The sequence below is a fragment of the Halomonas sp. SpR1 genome (genome assembly GCF_031010175.1).
GTDB lineage: Bacteria > Pseudomonadota > Gammaproteobacteria > Pseudomonadales > Halomonadaceae > Vreelandella.
This window is the reverse complement of record NZ_JAUAMB010000031.1, coordinates 42,795-62,143: the sequence shown is the minus strand read 5'-3', so window position 1 is coordinate 62,143 and position 19,349 is coordinate 42,795. Positions and strand designations below refer to the sequence as shown.

The following is a 19,349-nucleotide window of genomic DNA, read 5'->3' as shown; positions in this document are numbered from 1 at the left end:
AGGGACTGATCTCGATACTGGACGCGGTAAGATGGCTCAAGCGTTCTTCATGAACCGCCGTGGTACGGAACCGTATGCCCGGTGGTGTGAGAGGACAGGGGAGGCGACTCCCCTTCCTACTCGATTGGGAGTAAGTGATGGCTAACATCGATTTTGAGACGCTGCGCAGTACGATTGAGAGGTCACTCTTGAAGGCGGGACTAAAGCCCGCTGATGCTGAGACCTGCGCGCGAATCCATGCTGAAAGCACCCGCGACGGCGTACATTCGCATGGCATCGGGCGGGTTCCGCGTTTCATTGAGTACGTCGGGAAAGGCTGGATCGATGTCGATGCTAAGCCGACCCTTGTTCAGCGACTGGGTGCGATTGAGGTGTTGGATGGAGGGTTTGGAATAGGCGTGGTCAACGCGCTTTACGCCACAGATCGGGCCATGGTGTTGGCACGTGAGCACGGTATGGGGCTGGTAGCGTTACGCGACACCACTCACTGGATGCGGGGCGGAAGTTACGGTTGGCACGCGGTTGAGCAGGGGTTCGCTACGCTTATGTGGACCAATACCGAGTCCTGTATGCCCGCCTGGGGTGGGGCTTCGCAGTCGATTGGTAATAACCCGCTGGTGATGGCGGTACCGCATAATACCGGGCCCCTGGTGCTTGATATGGCGATGTCGCAGTTCTCCTACGGCAAGCTGCAGACGACTCAGTTGAAAGGCGAACAACTACCCGTCGACGGTGGTTTTGATGAGCGCGGAGAGTTGAGCCGTGATCCTGCGGCGATCGCTGAGACGCGCCGCTTGCTGCCGACCGGCTATTGGAAAGGCTCCGGGCTGGCGATTCTATTGGATGCGTTGGCGGCACTACTTGCTCAAGGACGCCCTAGCCATGCCATCGATAGGGTTCAGCGCGGTAGTGGCGGAGGTTGCAGCCAGGTGTTTATGGTGTTTGACCCAGAACAACTCGGTGGCCGAGAAGCCTGCGATAGCATTGTCGAAGGTATCCAGTCTCATCTAGGCGCAACCACTCCTGCCGAGCCGGGGCGTAGAGTGCGCTGGCCAGGCGATTCGACTGCTGCAAAGCGATACGGCGAGGGGATGATTGCTATCGATGACATGCTCTGGCGTTCTGTTTGTAAGCTCGCCGGTGACTAATTCAGGATGCTTTAACACTTAACAGGTTTAAAGCGGTTAGCTACTACTTTGGTTTAAACGGTGATAGTTCTGCTTGCACCCTATCGATGAGATGCTTATGTTGTGCGTTGTATGATGTATGACATAGATTGTTGGCTAATTAAAGGCGTCTACTCACGCTATGGTTAACGCATTTATAAATGAGGGTGCAAAGTGAAATCTTCTAAAGAACAAGTGGTACAGGCAATTGGCGATGGTCTTTTATCCTTTCCCATCACCGATTTTGATAGCCAGGGTAGATTCGACAAAGAGAGCTATCGCAAACGTCTGGAGTGGTTTATCAGCCACGATATTTCCGCTGTTTTCGTCGCCGGTGGTACGGGTGAGTTCTTCAACCTGACCCTAGACGAATTCCGCGAAGTTGTCGCGCTGGCCGTTGAGGTTGTGGATGGCAAAATGCCGGTAATCGCCAGTGCTGGCCTGAGCGTTGAAAGCGGCAAAGCCTTCGCCGCTGCCGCTGAGGAAGTAGGCGCTGATGGTATCCTGCTGATGCCGCCGTACCTGACTGAGTGCCCTCAGGATGGTTTGGTTGAATACGCTCGCCAGATCTGCGACTCAACTGAGCTTAACGTTATCTACTACAACCGTGGTAACGGCGTATTAAACGCCGATTCGGTTGTCAAACTCGCCGAGCAGTGTCCGAACCTCGTTGGCCTCAAGGACGGCAAGGGCGATATGCAGGCGCTCAACAAAATCGTCAAAACTGTCGGCGATCGATTGGTTTACATCGGTGGTGTACCCACTGCTGAGATCTTCGCCGAAGCTTACCTAGCCATTGGGGTTAATACCTATTCATCTGCAGTGTTCAACTTCGTGCCTGACATGGCGGTGAAGTTCTACAAGGAACTTCGCAAGGGTAACAGCGAAGCCGTAAAACAGATCACTAATGACTTCTTTATTCCCTTCATTGATCTCAGAGATCGAAAATCAGGCTATGCCGTTGGTTTGATCAAAGCAGGCGCTAACATTATTGGTCGATCCGCTGGCGATGTTCGCGCGCCACTCACGATGCCAACCAAAGAGGAGTGTCAGGAGCTAGAACAACTGATCAATCGCGTTAAGCAGTAATCAGTGATTTGTTAACACGCTACTCACTCACTAAACCGCTGAGCTACAACAATTCAATAACGAGCAAAAGAGGTGAAAGCATGATCGTTTCCAACAAGTTAATGACCAGTATCGGTTCCGCAGCGCTGATGGCAGCATTGAGCGTCAGTTCCGGTGTTGCCATGGCCCAAGATGGCCCACTGCGTGGCAATATCCGCGTGGTCATTGGTTCAACGTCGACAGGCGGTGATACTTACCAGAACTCTGCCATTGTGGTGGATCAGCTAGCTGAGAAGCTTGATCTCAACATGAAGGTAGATGCGGTGGGTGCAAGCTCTGCGTTCCGCACCCTTGATCGCGATTCACGTGGCAACACGCTGATGATCTTCCACGATCAGGCCTATCTTGGTTATCTGTATGGCGTGGAAGGTTACGACGATATCTTTGAAAAATATACCGTTGGACCGACGATCGCCATTAATCCAGGCAACGCCTACCTAGTGCCGATGGATTCGCCTTACCAAACGCTTGACGACATTATCGCCGCCGTAGGCGATGGTGAGACGGTGCGAGTGGCTATTCAGCCAGGTGGTGTTTCAGAGATTGGTTTCAGTGCCCTGAAAAATGCTATCTCCATTGAGCACCCAGGCCAGGAAGATAATCTGGTGGCGATCAATACTGGCTCTCAGTCTGACAAAAACCAGCAGCTTTTCGACGGTCAAGCTGACGTGATCAATGGCACTGTGCAGGCCAATGAGCAGTACACTCGTTTGCCAGAAGATGATCAAAAGGCCATGCGTTTTGTCTGGTTGACGGCACGTCAAGATACCATTGAGCAGGCGCCAGAAGAGGGGCTTGGCCAAACATCACGCGAGCAGCTGCTTGAGTATGTAGAGCCGAACGTGCACGTCACCATGGGTGATGATGAGAGTTTCGCGTTCGATAAAGAATTCTTCTTCCTCTACAACAAAGACATGGATCCGGCGATTGTTGAGCAAATCGACGAGGCGCTAGCAGAGATTTACGCAGAAGGTGAAATTCAGGAAATTCAGAAGAGCTCCTTCTTTATTCCTGACTTTAAGCCCTCCGACGAAGCTTCGGAATATCTTGCCGATAAAATGTCGCGCTACGAAGAAATTATCAACAACATCAAGTAAATGGTATGGCATCAGCTGCTTTCGCGGCTGATGCCCCGCCTATACCTGAACCGCTATAGAACAATGGTAAGCAGGATATTTTGCTGCTTATGCCCGGAGCCGTTATGGAATCAGGTTTGTCAAGTTTGCTAAGTGTCTCCATCGATTTCGAGACCTCCCACCTGTTCTTCCCGAGAATTATCAGCTGGCTCATGGCGGGGCTCTTTGTCTTGATTCTAGCGACGAAGGTAGCCCCATTCATGGCCGCAGTAAAACGGGGAGAGCGCACGCTGCCCATTTTGGGGGAGTCAAGGGATAATTTCCGTTTCTTCGGAACCCTCGTCCTGATCGTGGCGTATTTTTATCTGATGGCAGTGGTAGGCAACATGTTTCCCTACACAGGCTATGGTTTCCTAATAGTTTCAATAGCTTTTGTGTTCCTTATGTCACTGCTTTATTTGCATGACTGGAGGAAGAAAACCATTGTCATCCTGGTAATCAATGCCATCGTTGCACCTAGTCTGGCCTGGTTCGTTCTCGCCAAGCTGTTCACTATCACCCTACCGTGACCGGAGCGAGTGCTGCTATGGAATTTCTCTCATTTCTTGACGTAACCTTCTTTTTACTCGCTGGTCTCGGCGCCCTGGTCGGTATCATTTTTGGTGCCATTCCCGGTATGACCGCCACCATGGCGGTGGCCGTGTGTCTGCCGCTGACCTATGCCCTTGGGCTGCATCACGGTTTAGCACTGCTACTTGGTCTTTATGTCGGGGGTATTTCCGGCGGGATGGTGCCAGCGGTTTTGCTTAACATTCCCGGTACGCCGTCTTCAATTACTACCACCTTTGATGGCTACCCCATGGCCCAAAAGGGTGAGGGCGAGAAAGCGCTAAAAATATGCGTTGTAGCGTCCGTCGTCGGTGGGCTTATCAGCGCTGCGGTATTGTTCTTTTTTGCGCCGATACTGGCAGATTTCTCGATCAAATTCTCTTACGTGGAGAAGTTCTTGATCATCTTGCTGGCTTTAAGTGTCATTGCGTCGCTGTCCAGCAGTATGCTGATTGGCATCTTTAGTGGCGTGATCGGCATCTGGTTGAGCCTGATCGGTGATTACGGCATTTCCGATGGTGGTAACGGCAAAACCCGGCTGATGTTCGATTTCATGGAACCTTACTTGTTTGAAGGGTTTTCGCTGCTGCCGGTACTGATCGGTGTGTTTGGTATTTCCACCATCCTGCTTGAAGCTGAAAAGGGCGCTAAGAGTGGATTGGTCAACGAACGCATTAAGTTGAGCAAGGGAGGATACTTTTCATTTTCTATTTTCAAGGGGCGCCTGACCAATCTGGTGCGCTCTTCCTTTATCGGGACCTTCGTGGGCATGCTACCTGGGGTCGGTGGCAGCGCAGCCTCCGTGCTGGCTTATACCCAGGAGAAAAACCTTACGCGTGATTCTTCGCAAATGGGTAAAGGGGCTCCCCAGGGGCTGATCGCTTCGGAGTCGGCCAACAATGCGTTGACCGGTGGTGCCCTGATTCCGTTGTTATCGCTGGGTATCCCTGGTGACTCCACAACTGCTGTTCTGATCGGTGCCTTTACCCTGCAGGGCATTCAGGTGGGGCCGTTGTTTATTCCGGAGAACGTCGACACCTGGTATGTCATGATGACGGCGCTGATTTTTGCCAACATCGTCATGTTCTTCCTGATGTTCTACGCCATTAAGTACATCGCCAAAGTGGTGATGGTACCCAAGCACATACTCTTTCCCATCATTGTGATGATGTGTGTAGTGGGTGCCTATGCCATCAATTACGGAATCATGTTCGACGTTTGGACGCTGCTGATTTTCGGTATTTTGGGCTATCTGGTGCAAAAGATTGGTCTGGAAGTAGCGCCGCTTATCATTGGTTTCATTTTGGGGAGTCAAGCTGAGGTCTATTTCGTCAAGAGTCTGGAGTCGTTTGGCACTTACTCTATCTTTTTCACCAAAAGTCCCATCGCGCTAGTGCTTTGGGGGCTGATTGTGGCCTCAGTGGTGTTCGCTATCGTCATGGGCTTCAAGTCCCGCGCCAGAGAGAAGATGGAACTGTCCCAGGTGACTGGTAGTACACACACATCGGCAGGGAAGGGCCATGATAGAAACAATGACTAATGCGCGCGTGATTCGAGTACATCCCAGCGATAACGTTGCCATTGTGGTTGAGCAGGGTGGCCTTAAAGAAGGCACTGTCATAGAAGGCGGTGTCACCACCACGATGGCTATTCCGCAGGGGCACAAGGTGGCCCTTGCGGATCTGGCAGAGGGTGAGCGAATCATTCGCTACGGTGAAGTTATCGGCACGGCGGCCACGCCTATTCCCCAGGGCGGCCATGTCAGTGAGACCAACTTGCACATGCCGACACCCCCTCCGCTTGCGGATCTACCGCTGGCGACCCGGCCAGCACCTGAGGCCGAGCCGCTTGAAGGTTATACCTTCGAGGGGTTTCGCAATGCTGACGGCAGCGTGGGTACCAAAAATGTGCTGGGTATCACCACTAGCGTGCAGTGTGTCGCCGGTACCGTCGACTTCGTCGTGCAGAGGATCAAGCGCGAGCTGCTGCCGCGATTTCCCAATGTGGATGACGTGGTGGGGCTTAATCACTCTTATGGCTGTGGGGTCGCCATTAATGCACCCGCGGCTATTGTGCCCATTCGCACACTCAAAAACATCGCTCTGAATCCAAATTTTGGCAACGAGATAATGATCATCGGCTTGGGTTGCGAGAAGCTGCAACCCTCCACGCTGCTTGATGATCGACCGGTGAGAATTTACGAAAACACCGAGGCAGCCGACCCAACTGCCAACGTGCTGAGTCTTCAGGATGACTCTTTTCAGGGCTTCGGCGAGATGGTCGAGGGTATCCTGGCCATGGCCGAACGCCACCTTGAGCGACTCAATCGCCGTCAACGCGAAACCTGTCCCGCTTCCGAGCTGGTGGTAGGCATGCAGTGTGGCGGTAGCGATGCCTTTTCCGGCGTGACGGCCAATCCTGCGGTGGGTTTTGCAACCGACCTGATTGTGCGGGCTGGCGGTAGCGTGATGTTCTCGGAGATTACCGAGGTGCGCGATGCCATTCACCTGTTAACCCCGCGTGCTATTGACGAAGATGTGGGCAGGGCGTTGATTGAGCAGATGGCGTGGTATGACAACTACCTGGCGCAAGGCCAGGCAGACCGTAGCGCCAACACCTCACCGGGCAACAAGAAGGGTGGTCTGTCCAATATCGTCGAGAAGGCGCTGGGGTCGGTAATCAAGTCTGGTAATTCGCCGATTGTTGATGTCATCGGCCCCGGTGAACGGCTACGCCGCAAGGGGCTGACATTCGCTGCTACCCCGGCCAGCGATTTCATTTGCGGCACACTCCAACTAGCCGCAGGGATGAACCTGCAGGTATTCACCACGGGGCGCGGTACACCTTATGGGCTAGCCATGGTGCCGGTGCTGAAGGTGTCCACCAACTCGGCGCTGGGAAAACGTTGGCACGATCTCATCGACCTCGATGCCGGGCGTATCGCCACTGGCGAGGCCAGCATCGAGACAGTGGGCTGGGAGCTTTTTCATCTGATTCTCGACGTGGCAAGTGGACGTCAACAGGCCGCCGCTGACCGTCTTGGAATCCATAACGATCTGGTGCTGTTCAATCCCGCACCCGTGACATAACCCCCTGGGTTAACCCCCTTTAGACTGATTATTTAAGAGGCGAGAACAATATGTTTCCCAAGATTAAATCCATGCGTATTGTACCGGTGGCTGGCTATGATGGTTTTCTGCTCAATCTGAGCGGCGGCCATGCCCCCTGGTTCATCCGCTGTGTGCTAATTCTCGAAGATGACGCCGGTAACAAAGGGGTCGGGGAGATTCCTTCAAGCGATGGCATTATCAAAGGATTAGAGCAGTGCCGCTCGCTCGTCGAAGGCTCGCACGTCAATAACGTCAAGCAGACGCTGAATCAGGCGCGCCAGGTGTTGGCCCGCAATGGGCGTGAAGAGCGTGGTCGCCAGACTTTCGATCTGCGCGTGGCGGTTCACGTGATCACAGCCATTGAGTCGGCGCTATTCGATCTGTTCGGTCAAGCGTTGGGTATGCCCGTGGCCGATCTGCTGGGGCAATACGGCCGCCAGCGCGATGAAGTCGAAGCGCTCGGCTATCTCTTCCTGCTGGGTGATCCGGAAAAGACCGACCTGCCATACCCCAAGGCCGAGAACCCCAAGGATGCCTGGGATGAAGTGCGCTATAAAGAAGCGCTCACTCCGGACGCTGTGGCCAAGCTGGCAAAAGCTGCCTATGATCGCTACGGCTTCAAGGATTTCAAACTCAAGGGCGGCGTGTTACGTGGTGAGGAAGAGGCCGACTGCATTCGTGCGCTCCACGAAGCTTTCCCTGAAGCGCGCTTGACCCTCGACCCCAACGGTGCCTGGAAACTCGATGAAGCGGTACGTGTGCTCGACCCGATCAAGCACCTGCTAAGCTACGCTGAAGACCCCTGCGGTCAGGAGGAGAGCTACTCGGGTCGTGAAACCATGGCTGAGTTCAAGAAGCGCACCGGCCTGCCTACAGCAACCAACATGATTGCGACTGATTTCAAGCAATTACAGTATGCCGTGCAGCTTAATTCCGTCGATATCCCCCTGGCGGACTGTCACTTCTGGACCATGCAGGGTGCCGTGATGGTAGGGGAACTGTGCAACGAGTGGGGCATGACCTGGGGCTCACACAGCAACAACCACTTCGATATTTCCCTGGCAATGATGACCCATGTGGCCGCAGCCTGCCCTGGTCAAATCACCGCTATCGATACCCATTGGATCTGGCAGGACGGCCAGCGCATCACCAAGGAGCCGTTCCAGATTCGTGACGGTAAGCTGACCGTACCCAAGACGCCGGGGTTAGGAGTAGAGCTGGATGAAGAGAAGCTGAAAGAAGCGCACGCGCTTTACAAGAGCCTTGACGTGACCCAGCGCAATGATGCCATGGCGATGCAGTATTTGATTGCTGGCTGGGAATTTGATCCTAAGCGTCCTGCGCTCGTAAGGTAAAAACATTGTCGTTCTGATATGATGTATAACATCATATTTTTATTTAAGGATTAATGATCAAGGAAAGCGAAATGATATCGGTTCTTGCTCCTCTCAACTTAAGCAAGGTTACAAGGCAGGGAAGTCTTTCCGAGCATGTTGCCGAGCAGTTAGAGGCCTTGATCATGGAGGGCAAGGTGTCGGTGGGCAACAAGCTGCCCACCGAAAACAGCTTGTGCGAATCCTTTGGCGTCAGCCGGACTGTGGTACGAGAGGCCATTACCCACCTGAAATCGCTGGGGCTGGTGGAGACTCGCCGTGGAGTGGGCACCACAGTTCTGCGAGCCACAGCAGAGGAGCCAAAACCTGCGCAGCACATCAATCCGACAACGGTTGCTGATATTCTGTACCTGCTTGAGCTAAGGTCAAATCTGGAGCCCGCGGCTGCAGAGCTGGCGGCGCTGCGTCACGACGCCGCCGACCGAGAGCACCTAAGGGTGCAGCACAACGCCTTCATCAAAGCTCATGCCGAGAAGAGGCTAGCGCGGCAAGAGGATTACCTCTTTCATTTTGCGATCGCAAAAGCGACCAAGAACCCCTTCTTTATATCTTTCTACGAGCAGTGGAGCCAAAGCGTCATTCCCAGAGCTAAGCTGCTCAGTATCGAAATCGATCCTAAATCATCTGACCGTTACCTGGAGCGTGTCCAGGCAGAGCATGACGAGATCATCGAGGCGATTTTGTCGCGTGACTCACAAAAAGCCCGCGAAATGATGTTTCAGCATCTTAATCGGGCCAAGAACATGTATGCCCAGTATCGCGACCAGGCGTAGCACATTAGGTATTCAATACGCCTGATAATCTAAGCTAAGGAGGAATCTATGACGATCCGTGGTGAAATGCTGATTGGTCAGCAAGCCGTTAGCGGCAATCAAGCCGACATTCAAGCAATCAACCCCGCCACCGGCGAGAAGATGGAGCCGACCTACGGGGGCGGAAGCAAGGCTGAAGTTGAACGCGCCTGCGAACTCGCGGAAGCAGCTTTCGCCAGCTACCGCGAGACCGGCCTCGAAGAGCGTGCCACATTCCTCGACACCATCGCCGCTGAAATCGAAGGTATTGGTGATGAACTCATCGAGCGCGCCGTGGCCGAGACCGGTTTGCCACGTCCGCGCCTAGAGGGCGAGCGTGGCCGTACCTGCGGCCAGCTGCGCCTGTTCGCCTCCGTGGTACGCGCCGGTGAGTGGCTTGATGTACGCATCGACCCGGCATTGCCTGACCGTGCGCCGATGCCCCGTACCGATCTGCGTCAACGTCATATCGGCCTCGGCCCGGTTGCCGTGTTCGGCGCTTCGAACTTCCCGCTGGCGTTCTCGGTAGCTGGTGGTGACACGGCTTCAGCACTCGCTGCTGGCTGTCCGGTCGTAGTGAAAGGCCACTCTGCCCACCCAGGTACGTCTGAGCTTGTCGGTCGTGCGGTTCAGCGTGCCGTAGCCAAGTGCAACTTGGCCGATGGTGTTTTCTCGCTGCTGTTTGGCTCAGGCAAGGATATTGGCCAGGCGTTGGTCAATGATCCGCGCATTCAGGCGGTGGGCTTTACCGGTTCTCGCGGTGGCGGTACGGCGCTGATGGCGACTGCTCAGGCGCGCCCACAGCCTATCCCGGTATACGCCGAGATGAGCAGCATCAACCCAGTGTTCCTGCTGCCCCAGGCGCTTAAAGCGCGCGGCGAGCAGATTGCTGAGGGCTTTGTCGGTTCACTCAATATGGGCGCGGGGCAGTTCTGTACCAACCCTGGGCTTGTCATCGCCGTTAAGGGCCAGGAACTGGACGCCTTTATCGATGCCGCTGGCGAGGGCGTGAAAGCCAGCCCCAGCCAGACCATGCTCTCCCCGGGCATTCATCAGGCCTATGAGCAGGGTGTGGACGCCCTCTCCTCGCATGCCAAGGTGCGCGAAGTGGCCCGTGGTCAGGTTGGCGAAGGCGCTAACCAGTGCTGTGCGGGCTTGTTCGTTGCTTCTGCCGCCGACTTCCTCGCCGATGAAGCGCTGCAGGCCGAGATGTTCGGTGCCAGTTCGCTGGTTGTTGAGTGCGCCGATCAAGCTGAGGTGAAGCGTGTTGCCGCTGAGCTTGAGGGGCAGTTGACCATCACCCTGCAAATGGATGATGGCGACGTGGACGTGGCGAAAGCGCTACTTCCGACTCTGGAGCGCAAAGCGGGCCGCATTCTGGCCAACGGCTGGCCGACCGGTGTCGAAGTATGCCACGCTATGGTTCATGGTGGCCCTTATCCGGCGACGTCTGACTCGCGCACCACTTCCGTGGGCAGTGCAGCGATTCATCGCTTCCTGCGTCCGGTTTGCTACCAGGCACTGCCGGAGGCGTTACTTCCCAGTGCACTGAAAGATGCTAATCCCGAGGGCGTTAGCCGCTTGGTGGATGGCAAACGCGAAGCCTGAACTGGCGTGCAGGTAATCGTAAAGTAGCTGCTTGTTTAGCGCCTAGCAAAGTAGTCTGAAAATTACTGCTTCCTTCGCTAGAGCTACTGTAAGTATTTCCGCCTCTCTTCCCCTTATGGGGGAGGGAGGCGTTTTAATTTGTATAAAGCGCCTGACGTCGTGTCTTACTAGGGCACTGGTGTAAGCTGAGAGGAAAGGCCGTAAGACTCAAGCCGAGTTTAAAAAGCCGGTGTTTTTACCTGACCACTTTCGAAAAAGTATTTAAGATTTTCCAGTACAAGTTCTTCCATGTCCTTACGCGTCTCAATCGTGCCGCTGGCCATATGCGGCGCCAGTACGACGTTGTCCATCGCCAACAGTGATGATGGGACTTTAGGTTCTTCGACAAACACATCCAGCCCGGCGCCTTTGATCTGACCTTGCGATAGTGCCTTAATCAATGCGTCTTCATCGACGACAAACCCCCGTGAAACATTTATTAAAAAACCTTCTTTACCGAGTGCTTGCAGAACAGAGCGTGAAATTAGGTTTTTTGTATGAGCGTTACCCGCCACCGTGATTACTAAAAAATCGCACCATTCGGCGAGCTCTTCCAGATTTTCTTTAAATAAGTGCGGACTGCCTTCAACAGGTTTGCGGTTGTGGTAGGCGATGTCCATATCAAAGCCTTGCGCGCGTTTGGCGACTAAAGATCCGATTTCTCCCATTCCCACGACGCCCAGACGTTTGCCGGATACGCGTGTAGTGAGAGGATAACGACCTTTCAGCCACTCACCGTTACGCACATAACGGTCAGCCGTGCTGACTTCGCGAACAGTGTCTAACAGCAGTGCGAATGCCATATCCGCAACGCACTCATTAAGCGCACCAAAAGTGCCACTTACCTGAATTTTTTTCTGTTTAGCTAGATTAAGATCAATCTTATCCATGCCCACGCCCCGGCATGAAATGACTTTGAGGTTGGGTAAGTGATTAATGATGTCGTTAGGAACGCCGGTAGGCGCTGCGGTAGCTACACCAACAATCGCGTTTCCATGCTCTTTGAAGAACACTTCCTGATCGGTGACGTCGCTCCACTTATGTACGGTAAATAGCTCTGTCAACTGTCGATCAAGCGTTGGTGATAATGGGCACATTTGCAGTAAAGTATGCTTCATAAAAGGCTCCTCAATGTTTTATGGTAGATTCTATTAAACGGGTTTAGGTTTTTTGAACTGGCGAACAATAGTGACGATGACAATACAAACTGTTACTCCAAGAATGGCTCCTGAAATAGGCTGGGTAAGAAAAGGCGTAAAGTCGCCTTGAGTTCTCATTAAGCCTCTTCTTAGATTTACCTCGATAATAGGGCCTAAAATAAAACCAAGTAAGAGAGGGGTAATCGGCATGGAAGCTTTCTTCATAATCCAGCCCAAGACACCAAAAGCGAGCATGCAGCCTACGTCAAACAGACGATTGTTAATTCCATAAGAACCAATGACGCAAAGCGCCATCACGATAGGCAGAAGAATATGTTTAGGTACCGAGAGCACCTTAACAAAGCCACGCATAAAGGCGAACATCGCCACCAGCATGAATAGATTGGAAATAACCAGCGCTGTAAATATGCCGTAAACTAACACCCCTTGGGTTTCAAACAACATAGGGCCGGGGGTAATCCCGTGAATCATAAAACCGGCAAGCAGAATAGCTGCGGTGTTGTCACCCGGAATGCCCAATGTCATTAGGGGAACCAGTGCGCCCCCTGTTGAGGCGTTATTTGAAGACTCGCTGGCTACTAAACCATCCGTAATGCCGGTGCCAAATTTTTCTGGGTGTTTTGAATATTTTTTGGCTGCGCCATACGCGAGTATATTGCATACCGCACCGCCTAAGCCCGGAAGAATACCAATGCCAGTGCCTATCAATGAAGATCTTAGCCAGTTGGTAAAGTGTGATAACCCATTACGTAGTGAGAACCCCATATCGCGTAGGCTAAAACGCTCGGTACGAAAGGGTATCGGTTTTTTTCTGGATTCCGCCTCTTCTAGAATTTGTGCAACAGCAAATAGGCCAATTAACGCGGGCAGTAGCGCAATACCACCATCCAGTTCGGGAAAGCCAAAAGTGAAGCGGGGATAGGCCGTGACAGGTGCCATACCGACGAATGAAACCACCAAACCTATGCCTGCGGCGGCCATACCTTTTGCAAGCGAATCGCCGCTTAGACCAGCAACTAGCGTCAGAGAAAAAAGCGCAATTGCAAAGTACTCATAGGGGCCAAACCTTAAAGCAACGTCAGCCAAGATGGGCGATATACTAAACAAAATGGCAAGGCTAAATATTCCTCCAAAGAAAGAGCAAAGGATCGATATAGTCAATGCTTTTCCGGCCCGGCCTTGTGCAGCCATCGGATGGCCATCATAGGTGGTAGCAATGGCGGCAGGTGATCCTGGAATATTCAAAAGTATTGCGGAGATAAGGCCGCCAGAAGTGCCTCCGATATAGAGCCCCATCAAAAGCGATAGGCCATCAATGGGCGTCATCACAAAAGTGACGGGTAGAAAAAGCGCTACCCCCATGGTGACGGTTAACCCGGGGATAGAGCCTATGATAATGCCTAAGAAGGTACCTCCGGCAATAAAGAAGATGGTCTTGAAAGTTAATACGGAGAGGATTGCATCAATTATCATAAGAAGTTACTACCCTAAGATACCTGAAGGAAGGCTAATGTCGAATACATTGGCAAATAGAAAGTACAGCAGGACGACAGCAATTAGTGTGGTAGCGAAAAACAATCGATGATTTCTCTTTTTATCCTTTTCAAGAATTTGTATCTGTAAAAATACATAGACCAGTGTTGATACTAGAAAACCCACTTTCTCTAAACACAGAAAGTAGATAACCATTAAAAAAATGCTGAGAAAAACGGAAGGTAAACCGCCAAAAACCGCGTCCTCTCCAGCTTCTTCTTGTCCTATTGATGTATCGTTACCTGACTTTACGGGTTTGGTTTTTCGAAAAGACGCTATTACAATGGCCAACCCTAAAATAAGAAATAGCCAAGCAGTGAGTAGTGGTAAAAAATTGGCACCCACACCAATAGAGGCAAAATCCCTAATATTTTGGCTTGCCCAAAATAGAGCAGCGGACAGAAGCAGCAGTACGCAGCCCGTGACAATATCACGGTATTTTTGCTGTTTATCTAAAAACATGGCGACTTCTCCAAGAAAAGGTATCGCTGCCTCTTGTTAAGGCAGCGACGGGAAGTGCTATGAATGATCAGTTAGTGTTCAAGAAGAGTTCTTGATACTGTTGCAACCCTTGGTACTGCTGCTCAACATACTCAGTGGCATCTTCAGGGCCTAAATAGTTAGGCGTTAGATAGTACTCGGCAGCTTCTTCTTGGTACTCAGGGCTATTAACCACGCGTTCTACTGCTGCAGAGAACTTTTCTACAATGCTTTCAGGTGTGTCTTTCGGCATGGCAAAATAGAAAAATTTATTAAACTCAACTGGGTAGCCCTGTTCTGCTGTAGTAGGAACATCTTCAAAGTAAGGATTTCTTTCTTGAGAAAGTAAGCCTAAGTTGATGAATTCGCCTGACTCGAAATAGTCCTCAACCAGGCTGTACTGAACATTAATCAGATCAGTATGGCCGCCTCTTAAGGCAACGATCTTGGCTGCGTTACCGCCGATATCGACCATGGTCAGGTCAATGTCGAGCGCGTCTTCAAGCCCTACGCCTACAAGGTGAGGATACCCTCCCGTCATCATTCCGAATTCGACCGTGTTAGGGTTTTCAGTGGCATAATCAACCAAGGAATCCATATCCGTATAGGGAGCATTTTTGTGAGTAGCCAGAACCGTAGTGTCGTCTAGTATAGCAACTGCAACCATCTGAAAATCGGCTAAGCCAAAATCAACTAAACCAGCGAGTTGAGGCACCATTCCTTCGCCGTGGAAGAAGAGTACGGAGTGGCCATCAGGTTCGGCATCTTTGACGCGACGCATCCCTATGCTGCCTCCACCTCCCCCTACGTTGACAATGGCCAAAGACGCGTCTAGCTCTTCTTCAAGATGGTTGCCAAGAACTCTGGCATTTAAATCAGTATCGCCACCTGGATTTACGGGAACAACTATTTGAATCGTTTTACTGGGATAGCTCTCTTCTGCGTGTAGAGAGAGAGTTCCTAAGGTAAATGTTGCAGCAATGGCGACTGTAAATCCATTTCGTACGCTTGTTATGTTCATGCAGATTTATCCTTGTTGTTGATTTAAATCTAGTTTTTATAGGTAATACATCATACAACCAGGATTTAAGTTAGATGACGCATTCTAGGTCGTCTATACGACCAAAGTATAGGTTTGTTTGTTTAGTAATAAATAAATCACTTTTAGGCTAAATTTATTTGTCTTTTTTCTTATTATTTATTTTATTTCAATATCTTATATTATTTTAAAATATTACAGCTTCCAGGCTACTGCTTTTGTCTAATAAAAAACCTGTTTTTTGAAAAGATGCTGTTTGTTAATCGGCCAAACACAGCATTCAATGCCAAATTTAAAGATAGCTATAATGTAAAAAGCTATCGACGATAATTAACGATATTGCTGCTGGTTATAATGGTCTTGTGAGCTGTTCTTAGTATATTGCTTGTTTTTAATAAATTTTTTGAATAATTACTTGGCTCTAGGTTCTTCCACAAAATTTATTTGCATTGTTAATGTTGTGTTAAAAATTGTCTAATAATACTCATCTGCCCTCCCTGAGCTTCGCTTTACCTTTTTTTATTAATTACTTAGCCTTCGCTTGCCGGGGGTTCTTACAAACCCTAGCTTTCTGAATCATGGAGTGACGTCGGCTATATAAATGATTGCCGCTATATTAACGGTATTAAAATTATAGCGAAAAATGATCTTCTTATTGTTAATCAATGCTTGGCTACATCGCTAAGCTGCTTATTGCACAAGCTCCCGGACGGGTTATTTGGGGATTTAACTGGCCGCATGTTGGAGTGCCAAGATAACAATTTCCAAGCGACCCGAACAGTTAGACGTTTTGTTGCATTGGGCGGATGAGAGAACCCGGCAAAAGATTTTGGTGGGTAACCCCACGGCGCTATACGGTTTTTAAGTCTGCTCATCATTTTATGAAATAGTAAGGAACTCATATGTTAAATCGAATTTTAGTGACCGGGGCGGCTGTGGCTTGGGCAAAAGTCTGCGTCCACATCTTCATAGGCTCGCCAAGCATGTTCGGCTATCCGATATTGCGGATTTAGGTACGGCGGGCGAGGGCGAAGAGTTGTTTCAGGTTGATCTAAGCGACGCGCAGGCTGTTGCTGATCTGGTGCGCGATTGTGGTGGTATCGTTCATTTAGGTGGGATGTCGGTAGAGAGCCCGTGGGAAGCCATTTTGCAGGCCAATATTATGGGTACCTACCACCTTTATGAAGCGGCTCGGAAGCAAGGTAAAACACGCATTGTGTTTGCCAGTTCCAACCATACCATCGGTTTTTATGAGCGCCATCAGCGTATCGACACCCAGGTAGTACAAAAGCCGGACTCCCTGTACGGCGTGTCAAAATGTTTTGGTGAAAACCTCGCTAGCCTGTATCACGACAAATTTGGTGTCGAGACACTGAGTGTTAGAATCGGCTCGTGTTTTGATAAGCCTGCTGATACCCGCATGATGGCCACTTGGCTGAGCCTAGCCGATTTCGTCAGTCTTTTGCAGCGTGCGTTTGTAACGCCGCGTTTAGGGTATACGGTGATCTACGGAGCGTCGGATAATGCTGAGAAATGGTGGGACAATTCTCATGCCGGTTTCTTAGGCTGGCGTCCGCAGGATAGCTCTGAGCCATGGCGGGTTGAAACGGAACAGCTTGACCGCGATATTGATAAAGATGACCTAGCCGTGCGGTATCAGGGCGGTAAATTTACTAAAATAGGCCATCCTAACGACGCTTAGTGGTGCTTATAAGACCTAGGTTGTACGATATAATACAATTAGTTGATTAATGAAGGATAGCTTCCATGGCCAAACCCAGCGCAACGGCATCTGCCCTAAAACCGCTTCAAGTAAGTAAAGTGACGCAGCAGGGAAGCTTGTCCGTTCACGTGGCCGATCAACTGGAAGCTTTGATCACCCAGGGAAAAGTCGCGGTGGGGGAGAAACTGCCCACTGAGAACAGTCTTTGTGACTCTTTTGGGGTTAGCCGCACGGTGATCCGCGAAGCGATTACCCACCTTAAATCGCTGGGACTAGTGGAAACTCGCCGCGGCGTGGGAACCTCGGTGCTGCGCTCCTCCACGGTAGAAGCGCGGCCCGCCGAGCGCATTAACCCCACTACGGTGGAAGATATCCTGCACCTGTTGGAGCTGCGTTTAACCCTTGAGCCCTCAGCGGCAGAGCTTGCTGCTTTACGTCATGATGATGAAGATCGTCAGCGGCTTGAAGTTCAGCATACTGCCTTTAGTAATGCGTTTGCCGCTAAAACCCAAGCCCGTGAAGAGGATTATCAGTTTCACTTCGCGATTGCTACAGCGACCAAAAATCCCTTTTTCCAATCCTTCTATCAGCAGTGGAGCCAGAGCGTGATTCCCCGCGCCAAACTGCTGAGCATTGATATTAACCCGATCTCTTCTGAGCGCTATTTAGAGCGCGTTCAGGAAGAGCACAGCTATATTCTTGAAGCGATTCTTTCCCGCGATGCGCAAGCCGCCCGTGAAACGATGTTTCAGCACCTTAACCGGGCGCGCAACATGTATTCCCAGTATCTTGAAAAATAGTATCGTGAACAGTAGCAACGTGATATCGCCACCAGTGATATCACTGATTTATTAAGGAGCGACCTATGACGATTCGAGGCGAAATGCTGATCGGTTAACAAACAGTGACCGGCACCCAGGCCAATATTCAAGCGGTAAACCCCGCTACCGGCGAAAAGCTTGAACCCATTTATATCGGCGGCAGCCGCGAGCATGTTGAGCAGGCCTGCAAGCTAGCTGAAAAGGCCTATGCCACTTACCGTGAAACGTCCCTTGAAGAACGGGCGACTTTTTTAGAAACCATAGCTAGCGAAATTGAAGCGATTGGCAGTGAGCTGATTGAGCGAGCTATGGCCGAAACCGGTCTGCCTCAAGCGCGCATCGAGGGTGAGCGGGGCAGAACCTGCGGGCAGTTGCGGTTGTTCGCTTCAGTTGTGCGTGCTGGTGAGTGGCTTGATGTACGCATCGACCCGGCCATGCCTGAGCGTCAACCACTGCCGCGTGCCGACCTGCGCCAGCGTCATATCGCCCTGGGCCCAGTCGCTGTATTCGGCGCCAGTAACTTTCCGCTAGCATTTTCGGTAGCTGGTGGCGATACCGCTTCAGCCCTGGCTGCTGGCTGTCCGGTGGTAGTAAAAGGCCACTCTGCGCACCCAGGTACCTCAGAGCTGGTGGGCAAGGCGATTCAAAAAGCTGTGAAAGCCTGCAACTTACCCGAGGGCGTGTTCTCGCTACTGTTTGGCGCCGGTAATGAAATCGGTCAGGCGCTAGTTGATGATCCGCGCATTCAAGCGGTTGGTTTCACCGGCTCGCGTAGTGGTGGTATGGCGCTGATGCAAACCGCCCAAGCACGCCCCCAGCCTATCCCTGTCTACGCCGAGATGAGCAGCATTAACCCTGTTTTCTTGCTACCGGCGGCCCTTAAAGCGCGCGGTAAAGAGCTGGGTGAAGCCTTTGTCGGTTCGCTCAATATGGGCGCGGGCCAGTTCTGCACCAACCCCGGTCTGGTGATCGCGGTCAAAGGCCCTGAACTCGACGCGTTCATTGAGGCGGCACGTGGTGCAGTGGAAGCCAGCGGCGCGCAGACCATGCTAACGCCGGGTATTCATCGTGCCTATCAAGAAGGCGTGACCAGCTTGAGCGGTGCTGACAAGGTGCGTGAAATCGCGCGTGGCCAAACCGGCGGCGATTATCAGTGCCAGACAGGCCTGTTTGCCGCAGCAGCGAGCGATTTCCTCGCATCAAAAGCGCTGCAAGCGGAAGTGTTTGGCGCCACCTCGCTGGTGGTTGAGTGCGAAGACGCGGCGGAAGTAAAACGTGTTGCTGAGCAACTAGAGGGACAGCTCACCGTCACACTGCATATGGACGACGCCGACCTGGAGGCCGCTAAAGCGTTGATGCCTACGCTTGAGCGCAAAGCTGGACGTATTCTCTCCAATGGTTGGCCTACTGGGGTTGAGGTTTGCCATGCCATGGTACACGGCGGGCCGTTCCCGGCTACCTCTGATTCGCGCACGACCTCGGTAGGCTCGGCGGCCATTCACCGCTTCTTACGGCCGGTTTGTTACCAGTCCCTGCCTGAAGGCTTGCTGCCCGAGGCGCTTAAAGAGGGCAACCCGCTGAAAGTATCGCGGTTAGTTGACGGCAAACGCGAACTGTAAAAGATAACTTTCACTATTGAAGTTCGAAAGCAGGCATTGAATGCCTGCTTTTT

At 51.7% G+C, this 19,349-nt stretch carries 16 protein-coding genes; 12 read left to right on the top strand and 4 right to left on the bottom strand.

The window, feature by feature from the left end; all coding sequences use genetic code 11:
• Positions 1–137: 137 nt before the first annotated feature.
• The 9 genes from yiaK to QT231_RS18505 all read left to right on the top strand — a co-directional run bounded on the left by yiaK (position 138) and on the right by QT231_RS18505 (position 10,882).
• Positions 138–1,148: a 3-dehydro-L-gulonate 2-dehydrogenase gene (yiaK, locus tag QT231_RS18545; RefSeq protein ID WP_308338313.1), complete on the top strand. Its 1,011-nt coding sequence runs from the start codon at positions 138–140 to the stop codon at positions 1,146–1,148.
• A gap of 192 nt (positions 1,149–1,340) precedes the next feature.
• On the top strand, positions 1,341–2,255 hold the full coding sequence (kdgD, locus tag QT231_RS18540; protein ID WP_308338312.1) for a 5-dehydro-4-deoxyglucarate dehydratase: 915 nt from the start codon (positions 1,341–1,343) through the stop codon (positions 2,253–2,255).
• 80 nt (positions 2,256–2,335) lie between these two features.
• Positions 2,336–3,391, top strand: coding sequence for an ABC transporter substrate-binding protein (locus tag QT231_RS18535; RefSeq protein ID WP_308338311.1), 1,056 nt, complete (start codon positions 2,336–2,338; stop codon positions 3,389–3,391).
• A gap of 104 nt (positions 3,392–3,495) precedes the next feature.
• Entirely contained in the window at positions 3,496–3,939 is a 444-nt protein-coding gene (locus tag QT231_RS18530) for a tripartite tricarboxylate transporter TctB family protein (RefSeq protein ID WP_308338310.1), read from the top strand.
• A gap of 17 nt (positions 3,940–3,956) precedes the next feature.
• On the top strand, positions 3,957–5,519 hold the full coding sequence (locus QT231_RS18525) for a tripartite tricarboxylate transporter permease (RefSeq protein WP_308338309.1): 1,563 nt from the start codon (positions 3,957–3,959) through the stop codon (positions 5,517–5,519).
• Positions 5,500–7,068: a galactarate dehydratase gene (gene garD / locus QT231_RS18520; RefSeq protein WP_308338308.1), complete on the top strand. Its 1,569-nt coding sequence runs from the start codon at positions 5,500–5,502 to the stop codon at positions 7,066–7,068. The genes QT231_RS18525 and garD overlap by 20 nt, the downstream gene beginning before the upstream one ends.
• Positions 7,069–7,118: 50 nt before the next feature.
• Positions 7,119–8,444, top strand: coding sequence for an enolase C-terminal domain-like protein (locus tag QT231_RS18515; RefSeq protein ID WP_308338307.1), 1,326 nt, complete (start codon positions 7,119–7,121; stop codon positions 8,442–8,444).
• Between the two features lie 53 nt (positions 8,445–8,497).
• Positions 8,498–9,256, top strand: a complete 759-nt coding sequence (locus QT231_RS18510; protein ID WP_308338306.1) for a FadR/GntR family transcriptional regulator — start codon at positions 8,498–8,500, stop codon at positions 9,254–9,256.
• 48 nt (positions 9,257–9,304) lie between these two features.
• Positions 9,305–10,882 carry an aldehyde dehydrogenase (NADP(+)) gene (locus QT231_RS18505; protein WP_308338305.1) on the top strand — a complete coding sequence of 526 codons (1,578 nt, stop codon included), beginning with the start codon at positions 9,305–9,307 and terminating at the stop codon, positions 10,880–10,882.
• Between the two features lie 218 nt (positions 10,883–11,100).
• On the opposite strand, the gene QT231_RS18500 is transcribed toward QT231_RS18505, so the two are convergent.
• The 4 genes from QT231_RS18500 to QT231_RS18485 all read right to left on the bottom strand — a co-directional run bounded on the left by QT231_RS18500 (position 11,101) and on the right by QT231_RS18485 (position 15,115).
• Complete coding sequence (locus tag QT231_RS18500) at positions 11,101–12,039, bottom strand: 2-hydroxyacid dehydrogenase (protein WP_308338304.1); 939 nt, start codon at positions 12,037–12,039, stop codon at positions 11,101–11,103.
• 33 nt (positions 12,040–12,072) lie between these two features.
• Positions 12,073–13,554 carry a tripartite tricarboxylate transporter permease gene (locus QT231_RS18495; protein WP_308338303.1) on the bottom strand — a complete coding sequence of 494 codons (1,482 nt, stop codon included), beginning with the start codon at positions 13,552–13,554 and terminating at the stop codon, positions 12,073–12,075.
• Positions 13,555–13,563: 9 nt separating this feature from the next.
• A complete protein-coding gene (locus QT231_RS18490; RefSeq protein ID WP_308338301.1) occupies positions 13,564–14,076 on the bottom strand; it encodes a tripartite tricarboxylate transporter TctB family protein in 513 nt (170 codons plus the stop codon).
• 67 nt (positions 14,077–14,143) lie between these two features.
• The gene (locus QT231_RS18485) at positions 14,144–15,115 is read right to left on the bottom strand and encodes a tripartite tricarboxylate transporter substrate binding protein (protein ID WP_308338300.1); all 972 of its coding nucleotides are present in this window, start codon (positions 15,113–15,115) and stop codon (positions 14,144–14,146) included.
• 958 nt (positions 15,116–16,073) lie between these two features.
• Between QT231_RS18485 and QT231_RS18480 the strand changes: the two genes are divergently transcribed.
• The 3 genes from QT231_RS18480 (at position 16,074) to QT231_RS18470 (ending at position 19,296) form a co-directional block, all read left to right on the top strand.
• Positions 16,074–16,835 carry an NAD(P)-dependent oxidoreductase gene (locus tag QT231_RS18480; protein ID WP_308338299.1) on the top strand — a complete coding sequence of 254 codons (762 nt, stop codon included), beginning with the start codon at positions 16,074–16,076 and terminating at the stop codon, positions 16,833–16,835.
• 65 nt (positions 16,836–16,900) lie between these two features.
• Positions 16,901–17,656, top strand: a complete 756-nt coding sequence (locus QT231_RS18475) for a FadR/GntR family transcriptional regulator (protein ID WP_308338298.1) — start codon at positions 16,901–16,903, stop codon at positions 17,654–17,656.
• 104 nt (positions 17,657–17,760) lie between these two features.
• A complete protein-coding gene (locus QT231_RS18470; protein ID WP_308338297.1) occupies positions 17,761–19,296 on the top strand; it encodes an aldehyde dehydrogenase (NADP(+)) in 1,536 nt (511 codons plus the stop codon).
• Positions 19,297–19,349 lie beyond the last annotated feature (53 nt).

Bases quoted from the DNA above. Each gene is read 5' to 3' on its own strand.
- yiaK (WP_308338313.1), top strand. From the start codon at position 138: ATGGCTAACATCGATTTTGAGACGCTGCGCAGTACGATTGAGAGGTCA.
- QT231_RS18535 (WP_308338311.1), top strand. From the start codon at position 2,336: ATGATCGTTTCCAACAAGTTAATGACCAGTATCGGTTCCGCAGCGCTG.
- QT231_RS18530 (WP_308338310.1), top strand. From the start codon at position 3,496: ATGGAATCAGGTTTGTCAAGTTTGCTAAGTGTCTCCATCGATTTCGAG.
- QT231_RS18525 (WP_308338309.1), top strand. From the start codon at position 3,957: ATGGAATTTCTCTCATTTCTTGACGTAACCTTCTTTTTACTCGCTGGT.
- garD (WP_308338308.1), top strand. From the start codon at position 5,500: ATGATAGAAACAATGACTAATGCGCGCGTGATTCGAGTACATCCCAGC.
- QT231_RS18515 (WP_308338307.1), top strand. From the start codon at position 7,119: ATGTTTCCCAAGATTAAATCCATGCGTATTGTACCGGTGGCTGGCTAT.
- QT231_RS18510 (WP_308338306.1), top strand. From the start codon at position 8,498: ATGATCAAGGAAAGCGAAATGATATCGGTTCTTGCTCCTCTCAACTTA.
- QT231_RS18505 (WP_308338305.1), top strand. From the start codon at position 9,305: ATGACGATCCGTGGTGAAATGCTGATTGGTCAGCAAGCCGTTAGCGGC.
- QT231_RS18500 (WP_308338304.1), bottom strand. From the start codon at position 12,039: ATGAAGCATACTTTACTGCAAATGTGCCCATTATCACCAACGCTTGAT.
- QT231_RS18495 (WP_308338303.1), bottom strand. From the start codon at position 13,554: ATGATAATTGATGCAATCCTCTCCGTATTAACTTTCAAGACCATCTTC.
- QT231_RS18490 (WP_308338301.1), bottom strand. From the start codon at position 14,076: ATGTTTTTAGATAAACAGCAAAAATACCGTGATATTGTCACGGGCTGC.
- QT231_RS18485 (WP_308338300.1), bottom strand. From the start codon at position 15,115: ATGAACATAACAAGCGTACGAAATGGATTTACAGTCGCCATTGCTGCA.
- QT231_RS18475 (WP_308338298.1), top strand. From the start codon at position 16,901: ATGGCCAAACCCAGCGCAACGGCATCTGCCCTAAAACCGCTTCAAGTA.